The following is a 22,178-nucleotide window of genomic DNA, read 5'->3' on the forward strand; positions in this document are numbered from 1 at the left end:
AAGTGTAGCGAAATGGAGGAGTACAGCTCACATGTCTATCGCCAGTGTGGTGCGCGTCGCAGCCGAGCGTTTCGGTCCCGACATCGCCGTGGAGGACGACACGCGCTCGCTCACGTTCACGGAACTGTCCGATCGAGTGCATCGCCTCGCCGCCGGGCTCGACCGGATCGGACTCACGCCGGGCAGCACCGTTCTCGTACTACTGCCCAACACGACGGCCGCCGTCGAGGTCGACCTCGCCCTGACCATCGGCGGGTACGTCCGGGTCGCCCTCAATCCTCGTGTGGGTATTCGGGACTGGGTGCGGATCATGGAGGATTGCGCACCCGCGGCAGTGATCGTCGACCCCGGGATCGCCGGGGCACCGGAGTTCGCCGCGCAGTCGACCGCCGACATCGTCATCGCGACGGACGCCTGCGACTACGCCCAGCAGACGCTCGACGACGTCGTTTCCGAAGCGCCGGAGAGCTTCTCACTTGCCGTCCCGGATCCCGCGTCCCTCTGCGCCCTCCACTACTCCTCCGGAACGACGGGGGTACCGAAGGGCGCACAGCGATCCCACGCCAACAGGCTCGCGTCGCTGCGCGCGATGCGCGAGCACGTTCTCGCGGGCACCCTGGACGGACCGGAGCCCCCGGTCTTCCTCCACGCCGGACCGGTCATCCACACCAGCGGGCTGTTCGTCCTCCCGTTCCTCGAGGCCGGCGGGCGCCAGATCCTCCTCGACCACGCCCGGCCCGCGGACGTGATCGCGGCCGTCGACCGTCACGCGGTGACGCACACCGCGCTCGTCCCCACCGTCGTCGCGCGGCTGCTGGACTTCGACGACGCGCAGCTGGAGCCGATGCGACGGATGCGCATGCTGGCGTATGCCGGAGCACCGATGCCCGTCGAGCACATCCGCCAGGCCTACCACCGGATCACCCCCAATCTCGTTCAGTACTACGGCATGGTCGAGGCGATTCCCCCGCTCACCGTGCTCGACGCCGCGGACCACCACCGCGGGGTGACGGACGATCCCGACCTGCTCGGTTCGGTCGGGCGCCCCTGCACGGGAATCGAGATCGAGTTCCGGGTCGGCGACTCCCCCGTCCCCGACGGGGAGGTCGGTGAGCTCGTGGTCAGCGGACCGGCCGTCAGTCCCGGATACCACAACGCAGGTGCCCGAACGGACCTCGGCAAGAGCCACGCCGATGGCCTCCTCTATTCGGGCGATCTCGGATATCGGGCGGCCACCGGCCACATCCACCTGACCGGCCGCAGCAAGGACATGATCATCACCGGCGGCTACAACGTGTACCCCCGCGAGGTCGAAGAGGCCATCGCCACCGTCCCCGGCGTGAACGACGTCGTGGTCGTGGGGCTACCGGACCCCGTGTGGGGCCAGCGCATCGTCGCCGCCTACACGGCCGATCCCCGAGCGGCCCTCGACGACCCGAGCGTCCTCGCCGAGAGCCGACACCGACTGCCGGACTTCAAACGCCCGAAATCGGTCCACCACGTCGATGCCCTTCCCCTGACACCGCTGGGGAAGGTGGACCGCGCGAGCGCCACACGCATGCTCGAGCGCATCACGCAGGAAGCCCCCGCCCGATCCGCCAACTGACCCCCCGTGTACCAACTACTCCTGAGCAGGACACCATGACCAATCCCCTCCTCGACTCCCTCCGCCTCCCTGTCGTCGCCGCACCGATGTTCCTGGTCTCCGGGCCGGACCTCGTGGTCGAAGCATGCCGATCAGGCATCGTCGGGTCGTTTCCGACCCAGAACTGCCGAACCGTCGACGATCTCGACACCTGGATGGGCACGATCACCGACGGCCTGCGCGGCAACGATGCCTCGCACGCCACCGGCCCGTGGGCGGCGAACCTCATAACCCACAGCAGCAACGCGCGATTGGCCGAGGACCTTCGCCTCATCGCCGAGTACAAGCCCCAGATTGTCATCACGGCTCTCGGCTCACCCCGGCCCGTCATGGAGGTCGTCAAGGGCTACGGCGGCACCGTCATCGCGGACGTCGTGAACATGAAACTCGCCAGGAAGGCAGCGGAGGCGGGCGCCGACGGCATGGCCTGCGTGTCGGCCGGGGCCGGCGGCCACACCGGTCACCTCTCTCCGTTCGCCTTCACCTCGGCCGTCCGCGAATTCTTCGACGGGATGGTCATCATCGGCGGCGGCATCAGCGACGGATACGGGGTCGCGGGTGCGATCACCGCGGGCGCCGACCTGGTGTACATGGGCACCAGATTCCTCGCCGCCGCGGAGAGCATGGCCGAGGACGCCTACAAGCAGATGGTCGTCGACCACGGTCCGGACGACCTCGTCGTGAGCCCCGCGATCACCGGAACCCCCGCGTCGTGGCTCAAGCCGAGCCTGCTCGCCTGCGGCCTGGACCCCGACAACCTCGAACCGCCCGCCGGCGAGAAGAACTACACCGCCGGAACCGCCTCACTCAAGCGGTGGAAGGACGTCTGGGCCGCCGGTCAGGGTCTGCAGACCATCCGCGCGGTCGAACCGGTGAGCGCCATCGTCGATCGCATCGAGAAGGAGTACGACACGGCGCTGCGCCGGGTGTCGGACCGAGTGACCGACGCCGGCTGAGATCGGGGCCGAGGTCTTCCGAAGACCTCGGCCCCGATGAGAACATCGTCAGGAACGGCGACCGGCAGCCGACGCGGCTCGCCGCTGCTCACCCTTCGCGGCTCGTCGCGGTGGCATCAGTGCCGCCGCGACGACCGCCACCGCCACGAACCCGGCACCGACGTACAGCGCCGGCGCCAGCGCGTCGGTGTATCCGGTCGGCGTGAGACTGCCGCCCGCGCCGAGGAACACCGCCGTCAGCAGGGCGATACCGAGCGCGACGCCGATCTCGCGCAGCGTCGAATTGATCGAACTGGCCGTCGCATGATCGGCCTCCTTCATGTCGGCGAGCACCGCCGTCGCATTGGGCGCGAACGTCAATCCCATTCCGACACCGGCCATCACGAACGCCGGGACCAGACTCGAGTACGCCACCCCCGGCTCGATCAACCCGGCCATCCACACCAGCGAGAGCCCCTGCAGGACAAGACCGGTCACCAGCAGGGCGCGCAACCCGACACGCGGCGCCAGCAGGCCCGCGATCGGCGCGACGATCATCGGCGCCGCCGTCCACGGCAGGGTCCTCAGGCCCGCCGCGAACGGGCTGTATCCGGACACGATCTGCAGGTACTGCGAGAGCAGGAACACCGCGCCCATCATGCCGAGCGTGAACGTGAGCGCGATGACGTTGGCGAGCGAGAACTGCCGGGACCGGAACAGCCGCAGCGGCATCACCGGGAACTCGGCCCGCGACTCGCGAACGAGGAAGGCCACCAGCAGCGCCGCGGCCGCCGCCAGCGCACCGAGCACGGAGACGCTGGTCCACCCGTCGTCGTTGCCGTGCACGATGCCCCACACTCCGAGGAAGACGGCGCCACCGGAGAAGAGCACCCCCATGGGGTCGAGCGGTTGACGCCGACCCTTCGATTCACGCAGCGCGTAGAGCACCAACGGCACCGCCAGTGCGGCGACCGGGACGTTGAGCCAGAAGACGGCCTGCCACGAGACCCCGTCGACCACCGCGCCACCGACGACCGGCCCGAGCGCGACACCGAGTCCGGACACACCACCCCAGACGCCGATCGCCAGGGCCCGCTTCGCGAGCGGGACGGCACCCGCGAGCAACGTCAGGGAGAGCGGCATGATCGCCGCGGCGCCCACACCCTGGACGGCCCGGGCGGCGATGAGCATGCCCGGGGTGGTCGACAGCGCGGATGCGATCGATGCGGCCGTGAACACGCCTATGCCCCAGAGGAACACGCGGCGCCGGCCGAGCCGGTCACCGAGCGTGGACAGCGACAGCATGAGCGTCGCGAACGCGAGCGTGTAGGCATTCATGAACCACTGCAACTGCCCCACCGACGCGTTCAGGTCGGCGCGGATGACGGGCAGCGCGCTGGTCATCACGAGGTTGTCGAGCGTGGCCATGAACATCGGGATCGAGGCGGCGACGATGGCCAGCCAGACGGGAACGCGCCGCCCGGGCGGCGCCCCGGAACTCTCCGCGGAAGATCGAGGATCGAGTTGATCGGTGAGGGTCGTCATGTCGGCTCCTGGGGCCTGCGGACGGGAATGTCGGGAACTCCCGACTTGTAAGCATCGAATGATTACTTATGCGATCCGACGGTAGTTATCGAGTGATAACCTGTCAACATGTCGACGGCAGAGAAATCGGAGAAGCAGACGCGGATGAGCGCGGAGGCTCGCCGTGAACTGGTCCTCGCCGCGGCCACCAAGGCGTTCGCACGGGGCGGATTCCACGGCACCAGCACCGACGCCGTCGCGAAGGAAGCCGGGGTCTCCCAGCCCTACGTGGTGCGCATGTTCGGATCGAAGGCGAATCTGTTCCGCGAGGTGTTCGCGCACGCGGTCGGCCGGATCATGGACGCGTTCGAACCCGCACTCGACCGGGTCGCCGAGGATCCGGAGAACGAGGAACTCTGGGCGCAGATGGGGGCGGCGTACACCGAACTGCTCGCCGACCGGGACCTGCTGTTGGTGATGATGCACGGCTTCGCCGCCGGTTCGATGCCCGAGATCGGCGCCCAGGCGCGCGACTGGATGTCGAAGATCTACACCCAGATCCGCACGCGCACGGGGTGCACCCCGGAGCACGCCCGCACCTTCATCGCCAACGGCATGCTGCTCAACACGCTCCTCGCCATGGAGGCACCGCAGAACGCCGACAACGATCCCGCGCTCGCCGAACTCTCGGTCTGCGCCTTCGGGAACAGTCTGTCCGCCGCCGCCGGCGACGCGGACTGACACCACCGGCCGAACTCCGGGGTCAGCCCATCTCGGCGTGCCGGTAGCACCACCGCCACGACTCGCCCGGCTCGTGCGAGCGCATGACGGGATGTCCCGTCCGGTCGAAGTGCGCGGTCGCGTGCCGATGGGGGCTCGAGTCGCAGCATCCGACGTGCCCGCAGGTGAGGCACATCCGCAGGTGCGCCCAGTTCTGCTCGCCGAGTGCCTCGCATTCCTCGCAGCGACCGGGCGTGCGCGGCTCGGGGTCCGGTCCGGCCGCGGCAAGCTCGGCGCAGGGTCCGGCGCCGGCCGGATCCGGGGATCCCACCCTGATGCGCTCGGCGGCGCGTCGGAGCACTCTCTTCATCACCTCCCATCCTGCATGCTGCAGGGAGCGATATCCACACATCCGACCGTTGGACGGAGAACCGTCGTGAACGTGGCCCTGCTCGCCGTCGCGGTGGCGGCGCTGCTCACCGCCGCCCTCGCACGCCGGTTGAACTGGTCGGCGCCGCTGCTGCTGGTCCCGGTCGGCCTGGTCGGGTCGCAGATCCCCGGGCTCCCCGACACCGTGCTCGATCCCGATCTCGTGTTGTTCGCGGTGCTGCCGCCGCTGCTCTACTCGGCCGCGCTGGACAGTTCCTCGCTGGCGCTGCGCCGCAATGCGCGCCCGATCGCGCTGCTCGCGGTCGGGCTGCCGCTGGCCACCACCGCCGTCGTCGGGGCGGTCGCCTATCTCACGATTCCCCAGTTCCCGCTCGCCGCCGCGCTGGTGCTCGGGGCGGTCGTGGCTCCGCCCGACGCGGTGTCCGCCAGCGCGATCGGGCGGCGTCTCGGCCTGCCCCGACGGATCATGACGCTGCTCGGCGGGGAGAGCCTGCTCAACGACGCGACCGCGCTCACCGCGTACCGGGTCGCGCTCGCCGCAGCGGTCGGGACCGGGGTGACCCTGATGGAGGGGGTGCGCACCTTCCTCGGTGCGGCGATCGGCGGCACGCTGATCGGCGTCGCGGTGGGGATCGCCGTCGCCGCGATCCGTTCGCGGCTGTCGGATCCGGTGATGGAGAGCGCGATCGGGCTCCTCGTCCCGTTCGTCGCCTACCTGGCGGCGGAGGAGGTGCACAGTTCCGGGGTGATCGCCGTCGTCGTCGCCGGCCTGTACCTCGGTCAGCGGTCGACTCGGGCCGGATACGCGACCCGCTTGCAGGACACCGCGGTGTGGAAGGCCGTCGACGTCATCCTCGAATCGTTCGTCTTCCTGCTCATCGGGCTGCAGTTGCCGAGCGTCGTGCAGGGTCTCCACGGCCGCAGTGTCGCCGAGGTCGTCGGCGCCTCCGTTGCCGTGCTCGCCGCGGTGATCGTGGTCCGACTGCTGTGGGTCTACCCGGCGGCCTTTCTCCCCCGCATGTTCTCGAAGCGGATCCGCGAGCGGGAGCCGGCGCCGAGCCTGCGGGCGGTCTTCGTGGTCGCGTGGTCCGGCATGCGCGGTGTGGTCTCGCTGGCCGCGGCCTTCGCGATCCCGCTCACCGTCAACTCGGGCGCCCCCTTCCCCGGGCGCGACATGATCCTGTTCGTCACCTTCGCGGTCGTGGTCGGAACCCTGCTCCTGCACGGGTTGACCCTGCCGTGGGTGATCACCCGGCTCGGGGTCGACAACGAAGGAGAGCGCCGCACGGACGCGGTTGCGCTGGCCGCCGCGCAGGACAAGGCGGCCCGGGCCGCCACGGAGGTGCTCGATGCGCTGGTCGCGAACGCCGACGGGGACTCCACCGCCGTTCGGGAGCGGGCCGCGGAGATCCTCCGCACGTGGAGCGAGCACCGCGCGCACGCGGCGTGGGAGCGGCTCGGTCGCAGCGACGCCGAGTTGGGTGAGAGCCCGTCCGCCGCGTTCCGCGCACTGCGCCTGCAGATGCTGGCGACCGAACGAGGCGTCTTCCTCGCGGAACGCGACAACGGACGGATAGACGACGACGTGCTGCGCCAGGTGCTGCGCGAACTGGATCTCGAGGAGGCGACCCTGAACCGGAAGTAGACCACAGCGTGGCCGCCGGGCCCTCCGGGGCGCGATGGACGCCGGTCAGGTGAGGAAACTCGCGGCCCGGTCCACGAGATCGAGCACCGGTTGCGGCACGACGCCCAGCACGACGGTGACCACCGCAGCGACGGCGACCGCCACCACCGTCGGGGCGCTGGTGACGACCGTGGCGGGGGCTCCCGCCGGCGGGTCGGAGAAGAACATCAGCACGATCACCCGCACGTAGAAGAACGCGGCGATCGCGCTGCTGATCACGCCGACGATCACGAGCGGCACCGCGCCCCCGGACGCGGCGGCCTGGAACACCGCGAACTTGCTGACGAATCCGCTGGTGAGCGGGATTCCGGCGAACGAGAGCAGGAACAACGCGAACGTCGTGCCGACGATCGGTGAGGTGCGCCCCAGTCCCGCCCACCGCGCCAGGTCGGTGACCTCTGCGCCCGACGGATCGCGCACCAGCGTGACGACCGCGAACGCGCCGAGGGTGCTGAAGCCGTAGGCCAGCAGGTAGAACAACGTCGACGAGATCCCGGCGTCGTTGCCGGCGATCACACCGGTGAGGATGAATCCGGCGTGCGCCACCGACGAGTACGCGAGCATGCGTTTGACGTCGGTCTGCGTGATCGCCAGGACCGCGCCCACCAGCATCGTGAGGATCGCGACCGCCCACAGGACCGGCCGCCAGTCGGTGCTGAGCCCGGGCACCGCGACGTAGAAGACGCGCAGCGCCGCACCGAACGCCGCGATCTTCGTGGCCGACGCCATGAACGCGGTGATCGGGGTCGGCGCGCCCTGGTAGACGTCGGGGATCCACGAGTGGAACGGCACCGCGCCGACCTTGAACAGCAACCCGACCGACAGCATCGCCAGGCCGATCTGCGCCAGGACGACGTCGCCGGAACCCTGCTCGATCGCCTGCCCGATCCCGGGCAGCTGGACCGTTCCGGCGTAGCCGTACAGCATCGCCACCCCGAACAGGAAGAACGCCGACGAGAACGCGCCCAGCAGGAAGTACTTGAGGGCCGCCTCCTGCGAGAGCAGGCGACGCCGGCGAGCGAGACCGCACACCAGGTACAGCGGCAGTGACAGGACCTCGAGCGCGACGAACATCGTCAGCAGATCGTTCGCCGCCGGGAACAGCAGCATCCCGCCGACGGCGAACATTGCGAGGGGAAAGACCTCGGTCTGCGTCACGCCGGCCTTCGCGGCCTCCTGCTCGGCGGCGCTGCCCGGCACCGCCGACGCCCGCGGGGTGAACGCGTCCATCACCCCGGATCCGGCCGCGACCGCCTCGGCCTCGACCCGCGCCCGGTCGAGGCCCCGGTCGGCGATCAGCAGCACCGCGAGGATCGACACCAGCAGGATCGTGCCCTGCAGGAACAGCGTCGGGCCGTCGACAGCGACGGCGTCGACGGCGACGAGCGCACGGGTCCCGGCGAGCGCGACGACCGCGACGAACGCCGCGACGAGTCCGCCGAGCGCCAGTCCGACGTGGGTCGCGTAGCGGGCCCGCCGGGGCGCGAACGCCTCCACCAGGACGCCGACGACCGCCACCGCGAACACGATCAGCATCGGGGCGAGTTGGCTGTACTCGATGCTCGGGGCCGGCAGGACCGCATCCGCGTTCACGTCGAGGTTCATCGGGCACCTCCGTCCTGCTCGGCAACCGTCGGTGCGGGATCGGGCCGGTCGATGGTCGTGAGCGTCCCGGTGACCGCCGGGGTGATGACGTCGAGGATCGGCTTGGGGTACAGGCCGAGGATCAACAGCAGCGCGATGAGCGGCGCCACGACCACCAGTTCACGACGTCGGAGGTCGCGGATGCGCTCGTTGCCGTCCGTGACCGGTCCGGTCATCATCCGCTGGTAGAGCCACAGCACGTACAGCGCGGCGAGCACCAACGCGACCGTCGCGAGCACCGCCGCGACCGGGTAGCGCGTGTACGTGCCGACCAGGACCAGGAATTCGCTCACGAACGGCGCCAGCCCCGGCAGCGACAACGTCGCCAGACCGGCGATCAGGAAGGTGCCGGCCAGCAGCGGGGCCACCTTCTGCACTCCCCCGTAGTCGGCGATCGCGCGGGTCCCGCGCCGCGACACCAGGAATCCGGCGACGAGCATCAGCGCCGCGGTCGAGATCCCGTGGTTGACCATGTACAGGACCCCGCCGCTCTGGCCCTGGCTGGTCATCGCGAACACGCCCAGCACGATGAACCCGAAGTGCGATATCGAGGTGTACGCGATCAACCGCATGACGTCGGTCTGGCCGATCGCCAGCAGCGCGCCGTACACGATGCTGATCACCGACAGCGTGATCACGAGTGGGGCGAAATACTGTGCGGCGTCCGGGAACAACTGCAGGCAGTACCGCAGCATCGCGAAGGTGCCCACCTTGTCGACCACCGCCATCATCAGCACCGCGCTCACCGGTGTCGCCTGCACCGCGGCGTCGGGCAGCCAACTGTGCAGCGGCCACAGCGGGGCCTTGACCGCGAACGCGAACATGAAGCCGAGGAACAGGGCGTTCGCGACGGGCGCGTCGATCGCCAGGTCACCGGACGAGACGGCCGCGACGATCCCGCGGAAGTCGAACGTCCCGGAGGTGAAGGGGCTGTCGGGGCCGGCGGTGACGACGTAGAGACCGATGACGGCCGCGAGCATGATCAAGCCGCCGAAGAGGTTGTACAGCAGGAACTTCACCGCGGCCCGTGACCGATCGGGGCCGGGCTGCCCGAACCCGCCGACGAGGAAGTACATCGGGATCAGCATCGCCTCGAAGAACACGTAGAACAGCAGGATGTCGAGCGCGAGGAACGACATCAGCACCATCGACTCGACCACCAGGATGAGCGCGACGTATGACTGGGTCGCGCGTGGCCGCGGGTCGTCGGCCGCGACGTCCTTCCAGCCGGCGACCAACAGCAGCGGCACCAGGACGGCCGTGAGCAGAACCAGCGCGAGCGCGATGCCGTCGAGGCCGAGTTCGTAGCGGGTGCCGAAAGCGGGTATCCACGAGTGCGATTCGACGAACTGGTACCGCTCGCCGGCCGGCTCGAATCGGATCGCCAGGACCACGGCCACCGCGAGCGCCGCCACCGCCGCCCCGAGGGCGAGGGACCGGGCCAGAACCCGTCGGTGTGCGGGGGTCGCCATCGCCGCGACCGCCCCGGCGAGCGGCAGCAGCCACAGCACCGTCAACCAGGGAAAGCCACTCATCACACCCTCCCCACCAGTACGGCCGCGACCACGAAGACCGCGCCGACGAACATGTACAGCGCGTACGAGCGGACGAACCCGGTCTGCAGTCGTCGCAGCGCCACCGACGCGAGGCCGAGGACCGTGGGGACGCCCCGCACGACACCGTCGATCCCCTTGTCCTCCAGTATCTTCAGCCCCGCGACCAACCGCTGCCCGGGACGCATGAACACCGCCTCGTCGACGGCGTCGCCGTACAGGTCGCGGCGGGCGGCGACCGTGAGGCCGGAGACGTCGGCGGGGGCGACGACCGGGACCGGTCGGGTGCCGTACTGCCGCCACGCGATCCCGACGCCCACGAGGACCACCGCGAGGGTCGCCGCGGTGATCAGCCACACCGGTACCACGGGCTCGACGTGTTCGGCCGCGGAACCGAATTCGGTCCAGACGGGCTCGAGCCAGTGTTCGAGGGTGCCGCCGATCGCGAGCAGTCCACCGGCGGCGACCGACCCCACCGCGAGCAGGATCATCGGCACGGTCATCACACCCGGCGACTCGTGCGGGTGGGTCTCGGGCTTCCATCGTCGCTCGCCGAAGAACGTCATCAGCATCACGCGCGTCATGTAGAACGCGGTGATGCCGGCGCCGAGCATCGCGACGGTGCCGAGCACGGCGCCCCCGACGCCGCCGGACCCGAACGCGGCCTCGATGATCTTGTCTTTGGAGAAGAAACCGGAGAACGGCGGGATACCGATGATCGCGAGGTACCCCAGCCCGAACGTCGCGAACGTGATCGGCATCAGCGTGCGCAGCCCGCCGTACCGCCGCATGTCGGTCTCGTCGCCCATGCCGTGCATCACCGACCCGGCGCCGAGGAACAGTCCGGCCTTGAAGAATCCGTGTGCGAGCAACAGCATGATCGCGAACGCGTAGCCGGCGGGGCCGAGTCCGGCCGCCATCACCATGTAGCCGATCTGGCTCATGGTCGACGCCGCGAGCGCCTTCTTGATGTCGTCCTTCGCGCAACCGATGATCGCGCCGAACAGCAGGGTCACCGCACCGACGATCACCACCGCGACCTGCGCACCGGGGGCCGCCTCGAAGATCGGGCCGGACCGCACGATCAGGTAGACGCCCGCCGTGACCATCGTCGCGGCGTGGATGAGCGCCGACACCGGCGTCGGGCCCTCCATCGCGTCGCCGAGCCAGGACTGCAGCGGCACCTGGGCCGACTTGCCGCACGCGGCCAGCAGCAGCGCCAGACCGATCGCGGTGAGCGTGCCCTCGCCCGCCGCGTCGGCCCCGCCGAGGACGTCGGCGAACGAGACCGACCCGAACGTCGCGAACATGATCATGAGCGCGACGACCAGGCCCATGTCGCCGACGCGGTTGACCACGAACGCCTTCTTCGCGGCGGTCGCCGCGGACGGCTTGAACTGCCAGAACCCGATCAACAGGTAGGACGCGAGGCCGACACCCTCCCAGCCCACGTACAGGCCCAGGTAGTTGTCGGCGAGCACCAGCAGCAGCATCGCCGCGAGGAACAGGTTGAGGTACGCGAAGAATCGTCGGCGGCCGGGGTCGTCGCGCATGTAGCCGACCGAGTAGATGTGGATGAGCGACCCGACGCCGGTGATGAGCAGCGCGAAGCACATCGACAGCGGGTCCAGCCGCAGCCCGACGTCCACCTGGAGTCCGGCGACGGGCAGCCACGTGAACAGGTCCTGGGTGACGGTCCGGTCGGCGGGAGCGCGTCCGACCATGTCGACGAACAGCGCCGCCGCGAGCACGAACGACGCGAGGGCCGCGGCGCAGCCGAGCAGGTGCCCCCACGGGTCGCTGCGCCGACCGGCGAGCAGGAGGATCGCCGCCCCGGCGAGCGGAAGCACCGGCAGGAGCCAGATGAGCGCGTGAATTCCCGTCCCCCCGTCCATGTCAGTACTTCAGCAGGTCGGCGTCGTCGACCGAGGCCGAGCGACGGGTGCGGAAGATGGTCATGATGATCGCGAGGCCGACGACGACCTCCGCCGCGGCGACGACCATCGTGAAGAACGCGAACACCTGCCCGTCGAGGTTGCCGTGCATGCGGGCGAACGTGACGAACGCGAGGTTGCAGGCATTGAGCATCAGCTCGATGCACATGAACACGACGATCGCGTTGCGCCGCAGCAGCACCCCGGCGGCGCCGATCGTGAACAGCAGCGCGGCCAGGTACAGGTAGTTCTCGGGATTCATCGCGTCTCCTCCCCGGTCGGCCCCACGGCGGACGGCGGTGCGCCGCGCGGGTCGAGCACGCGGGCAACGGATTCGCGTGCGTACGACCCGTCGGGCAGCCGGGCCGGCATGTCGACGGCGTTGCTGCGCGCGTAGACGCCGGGACTCGGCAGCGGCGTGACGCGGGCCGTCGCGTCCGGCTCGCCCGCACCCCAGTCCCGGAACCGCTGCTCGGACATCTCCCGCTGCGAGAGGCGACGCTCGAAGCGCTCGCGGTGCGCCAGCACCATCGCCCCGATCGTGGCGGTGATCAGCAGGGCACCGGTGAGTTCGAACACCCACACGTAGCGGATGAAGACGATCTCCGCGATGCCCTCGACGTTCCCTCCGGCATTGGCCCGGTCGAGTCCGACGAAGCCGACCTCGCCCGAACGGGTGACCCCGATGGTGGCGTTGCCGAGGGCGCCGACCAGCAGCAGACCGAACCCGAGCCCGGCCACCACTGCCGCGATGCGTTGCCCACGAAGGGTTTCCACGAGGGAGTCCGACGAGTCGACGCCGACGAGCATCAGCACGAACAGGAACAGCATCATCACCGCGCCGGTGTAGACGACGACCTGCACGACACCCAGGAACAGCGCGCCCTGCGCGAGGTAGAGCACCGCGAGGACGATCATCGTCATCGCGAGGAAGATCGCCGAGTACACCGCCTTCGGCGCGCACACCACCCCGAGGGCGCCCAGTACCGCGACGGTGCCGAGGATCCAGAACTGCACGCCCTCACCGGTCGACGTCCGGGTGAAGGTTTCCGCCGCGAGCGTCGCCGTCGCGTGCAGTGTCACAGCGTCCACCCCGATCGCCTCCTCAGCTCGCGGTCTCGTCGGTGCGGGCCGGCGTCGTCGTGGCCGTGCCGGTCACGTTCCCGCGGTAGTAGTCGTCGTCGGTGGTGCCGGGCGCCATCGGGTGCGGCGGCGGCTCCATCCCCGGTTGCAGCGGCGCGAGCAGGCGGTCCTTCTCGTAGATCAGGTCGGCGCGGTTGTCGTCGACCATCTCGTACTCGTTGGTCATCGTGAGCGCGCGGGTCGGGCACGCCTCGACGCACAGACCGCAGCCGATGCACCGCAGGTAGTTGATCTGGTAGACGCTGCCGTACCGCTCTCCCGGCGAGAACCGCTCCTCGTCGGTGTTGTCGGCGCCCTCGACGTAGATCGCGTCGGCCGGGCACGCCCACGCGCACAGTTCGCACCCGATGCACTTCTCGAGCCCGTCCGGGTGCCGGTTGAGCTGGTGCCGGCCGTGGTACCGCGCCGCGGTCGGCGTCTTCTGCTCGGGGTAGAACTCGGTGACGGGTTTCTTGAACATCGTCGAGAAGGTCACGCCGAAACCCGCGACGGAGTCGAGGAAGTCAGGCATCGAAGTCCTCCTTTCCGGGGTGCCGCGCCGGCACGAGCGCCGGCTCGGTGCGTGCCGGGAGCGGCGGGACGGGGAAGCCGCCCGCCATCGGATCGAACTGTGGGGCGGCGACCGGCCGGACGTCGGACGGTGCGGCGCGCGCGGCCACGAGGCGACGCCACAGCAGGGCGAGCAACGCGAGTGCCACGATCGCACCGCCGCCGACCAGCACGATCCAGCGCAGCTCGTATCCCTCGTTGCGGAGCACCCGGACCGTCGCGACCACCATGACCCACGCGATCGCGACCGGGATCAGCACCTTCCACCCGAGGTTCATGAACTGGTCGTACCGCAGGCGTGGCAGTGTGCCGCGCAGCCAGATGAACACGAACAGGAACGCCCACACCTTCGCGACGAACCACAGCAGCGGCCACCAACCGGAGTTCGCGCCGGACCACATGTTCAGCGGCCACGGCGCGTGCCAGCCGCCGAGGAACAGCGTCGCCGCCAGCGCCGAGACGGTCACCATGTTCACGTACTCGGCGAGCATGAACATCGCGAACCGCAGCGACGAGTACTCGGTGTGGAAGCCGCCGACGAGTTCGCCTTCGGCCTCGGGTAGGTCGAACGGCGCCCGGTTGGTCTCGCCGACCATCGAGGTGACGTAGATGAGGAACGACGGCAGCAGCAGGAAGACGTACCAGGTACCGTCCTGTGCGGCAACGATTCCCGACGTCGACATCGTGCCGGCATCGAGGAAGACGGCCGCGAACGTCAGGCCCATCGCAACCTCGTAGGAGATCACCTGCGCGGTCGACCGGATCCCGCCCAGCAGCGGATACGTCGAGCCCGACGCCCATCCCGCGAGCACGATCCCGTAGACGCCGACCGACGTGACCGCCAGGACGTACAGGACGGCGACCGGAAGATCGGTGAGCTGCAAGGGCGTCCACCGACCGAGGATCGACACCTCCGGGCCGAAGGGGATCACCGCGAACGCCATGAAGGCCGGGACCGTCGCGATGATCGGCGCGAGGATGTAGACGGGCTTGTCGACACCCGCGGGGACGATGCCCTCCTTGAGCGCGAGTTTGATGCCGTCGGCGAGGGTCTGGAGGATGCCGCGGGGGCCGACACGGTCCGGACCGACCCGCATCTGCATCCACGCCAGCACCTTCCGCTCGGCGTAGATCGCGATGAGGACGGTCAGCACGAGGAAGACGAAGATGGCCAACGCCTTCGCGATCACGAGCCACCACGGGTCGTGGCCGAACATCGACAGATCGGCGGCGGCGAGAGTGCTCATCGCACGGCCTCCCCTCGGGCCGCGGGTGCCACGGCGCCGTTGGTGCCGGGTTCGGCGCGGCGCACCCGCACGACGTCGCCGGCTCGGCCGAGTCGACGGTGCACCGCCGAACCGGGCGAGTTCATCGGCAGCCACACCACCCGGTAGGGCAGGTCGGTGATCGCGAGCGGCAGGGTGACCGCGCCCCGCTCGGACTCGACGGTCACCGGGTCGCCTTCCCGCGCACCGATCTCCGCGGCGCAGTCGGCCGACAGCCGGACGACGGGCGGGCGGGCGGTACCGGCGAGGTACGGTTCGCCGTCCTGCATCCGACCGGCGTCGAGGAGCATCCGCCACGTGGCCAGGACGGCATGGCCGGGCCCCGGCTCGGGTACGGGCCGGGGTTCGATCTCCCAGGAGTCCGGCCTCACTCCTCCCCATGTACCCAGCCGCGCGATCTCGATCCGCGCGGCGGCGACGTCGGGCAGCCCGAGCGCGACGCCCGACTCGGCGGCGAGGGCGTGCAACACGCGCTGGTCCGGCACCGCGCCGGTGTCGCGGAGCGCGGCCTCGAACGGCCGCACCCGCCCCTCCCAGTCGACGAACGCGCCGGATTTCTCCGCGACCGGCGCGACCGGGAACACGACGTCGGCGCGCTCGGTCACGGCGCTGCGGCGCACCTCCAGGCTGACGACGAACCCCGTCGCGTCCAGGGCCTCCGTCGCGGCCACGGGGTCGGGCAGGTCGTCGAGTTCGACGCCGCCCACCAGGAGCGCCCCCAGCGAGCCCGTCGCGGCCGCCGCGAGCATCGACGACGTGTCCCGGCCGGGTCCCGAGGGCAGGTCCCCGCACTCCCAGACGGTCTCGACCTCGCGCCGGGCCGCGGGATCGGTGACCGGCCGCCCACCCGGCAACACCGCCGGTGACGCACCGACCTCCAACGCGCCGCGTTCACCGGCCCGCCGCGGGATCCACGCTATCCGCGCGCCGGTCGCGTCGGCCAGGCGTCCCACCGCCGACAGCGTTCCGGGAATCCCAGCGGCCCGCTCGCCGACCAGGATCACCGAACCGGCACACCGCAGAAACTCCGACGCGGACAGTTCGTCGAGGATCGCCGGTTCGTCGCCCGGGACCGCTCGCAGCAACCGGCCGGACATCTTCTCGAGCCCGCGCGTCGCGTAGGGCCCGACGGACATGACCACCGTCCGGCGAACCCGGACGGCCTTGCGCAGTCGGAGGAACACCATCGGCGACTCCTCCTCCGGCTCGAACGCGACCAGCAGGACGGCGGGTGCGTGCTCGAGGTCGTCGTACGTGATCGCCGTGGGATCGGCACCGAGAACGCGGCCGGCTACCCGGGCGGCGAGGAACCCGGCTTCCTCGACGGAGTGCAGCCGGGAGCGGAAGTCGATGTCGTTGGTGCCGAGTACCGCCCGAGCGAACTTCGCGTACGCGTACGCATCCTCCACGGTGGACCGACCACCGACCAGGACGCCGGTGCCGCCGCGCGCCGCCGCGAGCCCGCGTGCGGCGGCCGCGAGCGCCTCCGGCCACGACGCCGGCACGAGGTCGCCGGCGTCGTTCCGGACCATCGGCGTCGCGAGCCGGTCCGGTTCGGTCGCGTACGTGAACGCCCAGCGCCCCTTGTCGCAGTTCCATTCCTCGTTGACCTGCGGGTCGTCGCCGGCGAGGCGGCGCAGCACGGTCCCGCGGCGATGGTCGGTGCGCTGCGCGCACCCGCCGGCACAGTGCTCGCAGATGCTCGGACTCGACACCAGGTCGAACGGCCGGGCCCGGAACCGGTACGCGGCGCCGGTGAGCGCACCGACCGGGCAGATCTGCACGGTGTTGCCGGAGAAGTAGGAGTCGAACGGCTCGTCCTCGCCGATCCCGACCTGCTGCAGGGCACCGCGCTCGAGAAGTTCGATCATCGGGTCGCCCGCGATCTGCTGGGAGAAGCGGGTGCAGCGCGCGCACAGCACGCACCGTTCGCGGTCCAACAGCACCTCGCTGGACAGCGGAATCGGTTTGGGGAAGGTGCGTTTGACGCCGCCGAACCGGGACTCGGAGCGGCCGCTCGACATCGCCTGGTTCTGCAGCGGGCACTCGCCGCCCTTGTCGCAGACGGGGCAGTCGAGCGGATGGTTGATGAGCAGCAGTTCCATCACGCCCTTCTGCGCGCGGTCCGCCGCCTCGGAGGTGACCTGCGTGTGGACCACCATGCCGTCGGTCGCAACGGTCGTGCACGACGCCAGCGGCTTGCGCTGCCCCTCGACCTCGACGAGGCACTGCCGGCACGCGCCGACCGGGTCTAGCAGTGGATGGTCGCAGAACCGAGGGATCTGGATGCCGATGCCCTCGGCCGCGCGGATCACGAGCGTCCCCTTGGGGACGGTCACCTCGACGCCGTCGATCGTGAGCGTCACCCGGTCCGACGGCACCGGCTGGCCGGAGGCGTCGGCACCTACGTTGACGGTCATGCGATCCCCCCTTCCGGTCGGGCCGTGACCTTCGAGACGAGCGCGGACTCGTCCGGGTCGAACGGGCAGCCTCCGTGCTCGAGGTGCGCGACGTACTCGTCGCGGAAGTACTTCAGCGAGGACGTGATCGGGCTCGTGGCGCCGTCACCGAGGGCGCAGAACGACTTGCCGAGGACGGTGTCGGAGATGTCGAGCAGCTTCGTGAGGTCCTCCTCGGTGCCCTCCCCACGCTCGAGCCGCTCGAGGATCTGCACCAGCCAGTACGTGCCCTCCCGGCACGGGGTGCACTTGCCGCACGACTCGTGGGCGTAGAACTCCGTCCACCGCAACACCACCCGCACGACGCAGGTGGTCTCGTCGAAGATCTGCAGCGCTTTGGTGCCGAGCATCGATCCTGCCCCCGCCACGTTTTCGTAGTCGAGCGGCACGTCGAGGTGCTCGTCGGTGAAGATCGGGGTCGACGAGCCGCCGGGGGTCCAGAACTTGAGCCGATGGCCCGCGCGGACACCACCGGCGTGATCGAGCAACTGCCGCAACGTGACCCCCAGCGGTGCCTCGTACTGGCCGGGCCGGGTGACATGACCCGAGAGCGAGTACAGGGTGAACCCGGGCGACGCCTCGCTGCCCATGCTGCGGAACCACTCCGGCCCGCGCAGGATGATCGGCGGGACGCTCGCGATCGACTCGACGTTGTTGACCACGGTGGGGCACGCGTACAGCCCGGCGACCGCGGGAAACGGCGGCCGCAACCGAGGCTGGCCGCGTCGGCCCTCGAGCGAATCGAGCAGCGCCGTCTCCTCACCGCAGATGTAGGCGCCGGCCCCCGCGTGAACCACGATGTCGAGGTCGAAGCCGGAGCCGAGGATGTCGCGCCCGAGATAGCCGGCGTCGTAGGCTTCCGCGACCGCGGCCTGCAGTCGGCGCAGGACCGGCACCACCTCGCCGCGCAGGTAGATGAACGCCCGCGACGCCCGGATGGCGAAGGCCGCGATGACGACTCCCTCGATCAGGGCGTGCGGGGTGGCGAGCATCAGCGGAATGTCCTTGCAGGTGCCCGGTTCCGACTCGTCGGCGTTGACGACGAGGTAGTGCGGCTTCGCGGTGCCGTCCGTCACGGGATCCTGCGGGATGTACGACCACTTCATGCCCGTCGGGAAGCCGGCGCCGCCCCGGCCACGCAGTCCGGCGTCCTTGACGGTCTGGATCACCTCGTCGGGATTCATCCGCAGGGACTTGCGCAGCGCGGTGTAGCCGTCGTGGCGCTCGTAGGTGTCGAGGGTCCACGACCGGGCGTCGTCCCAGTGTCGGCTCAGGACCGGCGTGAGGGTGGGTCCGTCGGCGGTGTCGGCTCCGTCCTCCCGGGACACCCGCAGCCCGGCGAGCGTCGCCGGTCCCGCGCCGCCGCCCGCCTCCAGCGCGCCGGGCCGCCCGTCCGGGAATCCCGCGAGGATGCGGGCGGTCTCCCGGAACGAGCACAGCGGTGCCCCGCGAGTGGGTGTCACGGACTGCCCGGCGCGCAGCGCGTCGACCACCTCGGTGGCCGACGCGGGCGTCTGGTTGTCGAAGAACTCCCAGTTCACCATCATCACCGGCGCGAAGTCGCAGGCCGCGTTGCACTCGATGTGCTCGAGCGTCACCGCCCCGTCCGCCGTCGTCTCGCCGGCGCCGATCCCGAGGTGCTCGCGCAGGGCCGCGTAGATCGCGTCGCCGCCCATCACGGCGCACAGGCTGTTGGTGCACACGCCCACGTGGTAGGTGCCGGTCGGATCTCGGCGGTACATCGTGTAGAACGTCGCCACCGCGGTGACCTCGGCCGCGGTCAGTCCGAGTTGCCGTGCGCAGAAATCGATTCCGGCCGGCGAGACGTATCCGTCCTCGGCCTGGACGAGGTGCAGCAGCGGCAGCAGCGCCGACCGCGCGGTGCCCGCGGGCTCCGATTCGTCTCCGCGCCTCCGGTAGCGGTCGATGATCTCCTCGGCGTCGGCGGCGAGCCTGGCCTCGACGTCCGGTGGATAGGAGGGCCGCCGCCGGGGGCTCGGACCGAGTTCGACGAACACCGGTCCCGCGGTTCGTGGTTCGCTCATCGGTCCACTCCCCCCATGACGGGGTCGATGCTGGCCACCGACGCGATCACGTCGGCCACCATCCCGCCCTCGCACATTGCCGACACGGCCTGGAGATTGGTGAACGACGGATCCCGGTAGTGCACGCGGAACGGCCTGGTCCCGCCGTCGCTCACCATGTGCACCCCCAGTTCGCCGCGCGGTGACTCCAGCGCCACGTAGACCTGGCCGGGCGGGACGCGGAACCCCTCGGTGACGAGCTTGAAGTGGTGGATCAGCTCCTCCATCGACGTGCCCATGATCCGGCGAATGTGTTCGAGGGAGTTACCGAGCCCGTCCGGACCGAGCGCGAGATCGGCCGGCCAGGCGATCTTCCGGTCCGCCACCATGACCGGGCCGGGACGCAGCCGGTCCAGGCACTGTTCGACTATCTTGAGCGACTCCGCCATCTCCCGCACGCGCACGAGATAGCGCCCGTAGCAGTCGGATCCGGTGTCGGTGACGACGTCGAAGTCGTAGGACTCGTAGCCGCAGTACGGATCCGACCGGCGCACGTCCAGCGGCAGCCCGGTGGCCCGCAGGATCGGACCGGTGATGCCGAGCGCCATGCAGCCGGTGAGATCGAGGTAGCCGATGCCCTGCGTGCGGGCCTTCCAGATCGGGTTCTCGTTGAGGAGGTTCTCGAGGTCGCGCAGGCGCCGCGGCATCAGGTCGAGCAGTTCGCGCACCTTGCGGACCGCACCGTCGGGCAGGTCCTGGGAGATCCCGCCCGGCCGGATGTAGGCGTGGTTCATCCGCAGGCCGGTGATCATCTCGAAGATGTCGAGGACCAGTTCGCGTTCGCGGAACCCGAAGAGCATCGGCGTGATCGCGCCCAGTTCCATCCCGCCGGTCGCCAGTGCCACGAGGTGCGAGGAGATCCGGTTGAGCTCCATCAGCAGCACGCGGACGACGGTGGCGCGCTCGGGAATCTGGTCGGTGATGTCGAGCAGTTTCTCCACACCCAGGCAGTACGCCACCTCGTTGAAGAACGGGGCCAGGTAGTCCATGCGCGTGACGAACGTGACGCCCTGCGTCCAGTTGCGGTACTCGAGGTTCTTCTCGATCCCGGTGTGCAGGTAGCCGATTCCGCAACGCGCCTCGGTCACCGTCTCGCCCTCGATCTCGAGGATCAACCGCAGCACCCCGTGGGTGGACGGGTGCTGCGGCCCCATGTTCACGACGATCCGCTCGGCACCGGACTCGTGCGCCGCGGTGGCCGCGTCGACCAGCGCGTCCCAGTCCTGGCCGGCGACGGTGAACTCCGCACCGCCACCGCCGTTCCGGGCGAAGGAGTCACGAGAATTGTTCACTGATACGCCCTCCTCTCGTCCGGTGGCGGGATCTTCGCCCCCTTGTACTCGACGGGGATGCCGCCGAGCGGGTAGTCCTTCCGCTGCGGATGACCCACCCAGTCGTCGGGCATCTCGATCCGGGTGAGCGCCGGGTGACCGTCGAACACGAGTCCGAAGAAGTCGTAGGCCTCGCGCTCGTGCCAGTCGGTGGTCGGGTACACGAAGTACAGCGACGGGATGTGCGGATCGGCGTCGGGCACCGCCACCTCCAGCCGAAGCCGGCGGCTGTGGGTGACCGACATCAGCGGGTACACCGCGTGCAGTTCCCGCCCCGGGTCCTGCGGGTAGTGCACCCCGCTCACCCCGAGGCACAGTTCGAACCGCAACTCCGGGACGTCGCGCAGCAACCGGGCCAGCAGTGGCAGGTACTCGCGACGCACGTGGAGGGTGAGTTCGCCGCGGAAGACGACGACCTTCTCGACCGCGTCGTCGAACAGGACACCCGCGTCGTCCGACGAGTCGAGGGCGGCGGCGAGAACGTCCACGACCTCGTCGAACCAGCCGCCGTAGGGTCGCGGCGTGCCGCCCGGCAACGTGACCGGCCGGACCAGGCGTCCGTAGCCGGAGGTGTCCCCGGTGCCGCCGACGCCGAACATGCCCTGGCGCAAGCCGATCATCTCGCCGCCCGCGACGCGTTCGGGCGGTACCGTGCCCTCCGGGCCGGCGGTGGCCTCAGGATCGGTGCCGCCCGGCACGTGGTCGTGGTCGTCCGTCATCGCGCCACCGTCCCGGCCCCGCGCCCCGGCATCCCGAGGTCGATCGTCGGTCGGGCCGCGAGCGCCGCCGCCTCGGCCGCCCGCACCGCCTCCTCGCGGTTGACCCCGAGCGGCATCTGCTGAATCTTCGCGTGCAGCTCCAGGATTGCGTTGAGCAGCATCTCCGGGCGAGGTGGGCAGCCGGGCAGGTAGATGTCGACCGGGACGACGTGGTCGACGCCCTGCACGATCGCGTAGTTGTTGAACATCCCACCCGACGACGCGCACACCCCCATCGCCAGCACCCACTTGGGCTCGACCATCTGGTCGTACACCTGCCGCAGCACCGGTGCCATCTTCTGACTCACCCGGCCCGCGACGATCATGAGGTCGGCCTGCCGGGGCGACGCGCGGAAGGCCTCCATGCCGAACCTGGCCAGGTCGTAGCGACCCGCCGTGGTCGCCATCATCTCGATCGCGCAGCACGCGAGGCCGAACGTCGCCGGCCAGAGCGAACCCTTGCGAGCGTAGCCGGCCACGGTTTCGACGGTGCTCAGCAGGAATCCGCTCGGCACCTTCTCCTCGAGACCCATGCCAGG

At 70.0% G+C, this 22,178-nt stretch carries 18 protein-coding genes; 4 read left to right on the forward strand and 14 right to left on the reverse strand.

Annotated features, from left to right (window positions below; translation table 11 throughout):
* The first annotated feature begins 31 nt into the window (after positions 1-31).
* Positions 32-1,606: a class I adenylate-forming enzyme family protein gene (locus tag EGT67_RS10030; RefSeq protein WP_127915918.1), complete on the forward strand. Its 1,575-nt coding sequence runs from the start codon at positions 32-34 to the stop codon at positions 1,604-1,606.
* A gap of 35 nt (positions 1,607-1,641) precedes the next feature.
* Positions 1,642-2,601, forward strand: a complete 960-nt coding sequence (locus EGT67_RS10035; RefSeq protein ID WP_127915919.1) for an NAD(P)H-dependent flavin oxidoreductase — start codon at positions 1,642-1,644, stop codon at positions 2,599-2,601.
* Positions 2,602-2,649: 48 nt separating this feature from the next.
* Here EGT67_RS10035 and EGT67_RS10040 read toward each other — a convergent pair whose 3' ends face one another.
* Positions 2,650-4,125, reverse strand: coding sequence for an MFS transporter (locus tag EGT67_RS10040; RefSeq protein ID WP_127915920.1), 1,476 nt, complete (start codon positions 4,123-4,125; stop codon positions 2,650-2,652).
* Between the two features lie 108 nt (positions 4,126-4,233).
* Between EGT67_RS10040 and EGT67_RS10045 the strand changes: the two genes are divergently transcribed.
* On the forward strand, positions 4,234-4,845 hold the full coding sequence (locus tag EGT67_RS10045) for a TetR/AcrR family transcriptional regulator (protein ID WP_127915921.1): 612 nt from the start codon (positions 4,234-4,236) through the stop codon (positions 4,843-4,845).
* A gap of 22 nt (positions 4,846-4,867) precedes the next feature.
* Here EGT67_RS10045 and EGT67_RS10050 read toward each other — a convergent pair whose 3' ends face one another.
* Complete coding sequence (locus tag EGT67_RS10050; protein WP_127915922.1) at positions 4,868-5,194, reverse strand: UBP-type zinc finger domain-containing protein; 327 nt, start codon at positions 5,192-5,194, stop codon at positions 4,868-4,870.
* A 66-nt stretch (positions 5,195-5,260) separates the two neighbouring features.
* On the opposite strand from EGT67_RS10050, the gene EGT67_RS10055 reads away from it, so the two are divergent.
* Positions 5,261-6,859, forward strand: coding sequence for a Na+/H+ antiporter (locus tag EGT67_RS10055; RefSeq protein WP_127915923.1), 1,599 nt, complete (start codon positions 5,261-5,263; stop codon positions 6,857-6,859).
* A gap of 45 nt (positions 6,860-6,904) precedes the next feature.
* Here the strand turns inward: EGT67_RS10055 and nuoN are convergent, their stop codons facing one another.
* Genes nuoN through EGT67_RS10115 form a run of 12 tightly spaced genes read right to left on the reverse strand, consistent with a single transcriptional unit; the run spans position 6,905 to position 22,172 of the window.
* Positions 6,905-8,503 (reverse strand): NADH-quinone oxidoreductase subunit NuoN, encoded by a 1,599-nt coding sequence (nuoN, locus tag EGT67_RS10060; protein ID WP_127915924.1) that lies wholly within the window; start codon positions 8,501-8,503, stop codon positions 6,905-6,907.
* Entirely contained in the window at positions 8,500-10,077 is a 1,578-nt protein-coding gene (locus EGT67_RS10065; protein ID WP_127915925.1) for an NADH-quinone oxidoreductase subunit M, read from the reverse strand. The genes nuoN and EGT67_RS10065 overlap by 4 nt, the downstream gene beginning before the upstream one ends.
* Positions 10,077-11,990, reverse strand: coding sequence for an NADH-quinone oxidoreductase subunit L (nuoL, locus tag EGT67_RS10070; RefSeq protein ID WP_127915926.1), 1,914 nt, complete (start codon positions 11,988-11,990; stop codon positions 10,077-10,079). Before nuoL ends, EGT67_RS10065 begins: the two co-directional genes overlap by 1 nt.
* 1 nt (position 11,991) lies before the next feature.
* The gene (gene nuoK, locus EGT67_RS10075; RefSeq protein WP_127915927.1) at positions 11,992-12,291 is read right to left on the reverse strand and encodes an NADH-quinone oxidoreductase subunit NuoK; all 300 of its coding nucleotides are present in this window, start codon (positions 12,289-12,291) and stop codon (positions 11,992-11,994) included.
* Complete coding sequence (locus tag EGT67_RS10080; RefSeq protein WP_127915928.1) at positions 12,288-13,121, reverse strand: NADH-quinone oxidoreductase subunit J; 834 nt, start codon at positions 13,119-13,121, stop codon at positions 12,288-12,290. Before EGT67_RS10080 ends, nuoK begins: the two co-directional genes overlap by 4 nt.
* A 13-nt stretch (positions 13,122-13,134) precedes the next feature.
* The gene (nuoI, locus tag EGT67_RS10085; RefSeq protein ID WP_127915929.1) at positions 13,135-13,683 is read right to left on the reverse strand and encodes an NADH-quinone oxidoreductase subunit NuoI; all 549 of its coding nucleotides are present in this window, start codon (positions 13,681-13,683) and stop codon (positions 13,135-13,137) included.
* Positions 13,676-14,968 (reverse strand): NADH-quinone oxidoreductase subunit NuoH, encoded by a 1,293-nt coding sequence (gene nuoH, locus EGT67_RS10090; protein ID WP_127915930.1) that lies wholly within the window; start codon positions 14,966-14,968, stop codon positions 13,676-13,678. The genes nuoI and nuoH overlap by 8 nt, the downstream gene beginning before the upstream one ends.
* The gene (locus EGT67_RS10095) at positions 14,965-17,427 is read right to left on the reverse strand and encodes an NADH-quinone oxidoreductase subunit G (protein ID WP_127915931.1); all 2,463 of its coding nucleotides are present in this window, start codon (positions 17,425-17,427) and stop codon (positions 14,965-14,967) included. Before EGT67_RS10095 ends, nuoH begins: the two co-directional genes overlap by 4 nt.
* Entirely contained in the window at positions 17,424-19,511 is a 2,088-nt protein-coding gene (gene nuoF, locus EGT67_RS10100; protein WP_127915932.1) for an NADH-quinone oxidoreductase subunit NuoF, read from the reverse strand. Before nuoF ends, EGT67_RS10095 begins: the two co-directional genes overlap by 4 nt.
* Positions 19,508-20,842: an NADH dehydrogenase (quinone) subunit D gene (gene nuoD / locus EGT67_RS10105; protein WP_127915933.1), complete on the reverse strand. Its 1,335-nt coding sequence runs from the start codon at positions 20,840-20,842 to the stop codon at positions 19,508-19,510. Before nuoD ends, nuoF begins: the two co-directional genes overlap by 4 nt.
* Complete coding sequence (locus EGT67_RS10110) at positions 20,839-21,600, reverse strand: NADH-quinone oxidoreductase subunit C (RefSeq protein ID WP_127915934.1); 762 nt, start codon at positions 21,598-21,600, stop codon at positions 20,839-20,841. The genes nuoD and EGT67_RS10110 overlap by 4 nt, the downstream gene beginning before the upstream one ends.
* Complete coding sequence (locus EGT67_RS10115) at positions 21,597-22,172, reverse strand: NuoB/complex I 20 kDa subunit family protein (RefSeq protein ID WP_127915935.1); 576 nt, start codon at positions 22,170-22,172, stop codon at positions 21,597-21,599. The genes EGT67_RS10110 and EGT67_RS10115 overlap by 4 nt, the downstream gene beginning before the upstream one ends.
* Positions 22,173-22,178 lie beyond the last annotated feature (6 nt).

It is taken from the genome of Prescottella agglutinans (assembly GCF_004011865.1).
Lineage (GTDB): Bacteria > Actinomycetota > Actinomycetes > Mycobacteriales > Mycobacteriaceae > Prescottella > Prescottella agglutinans.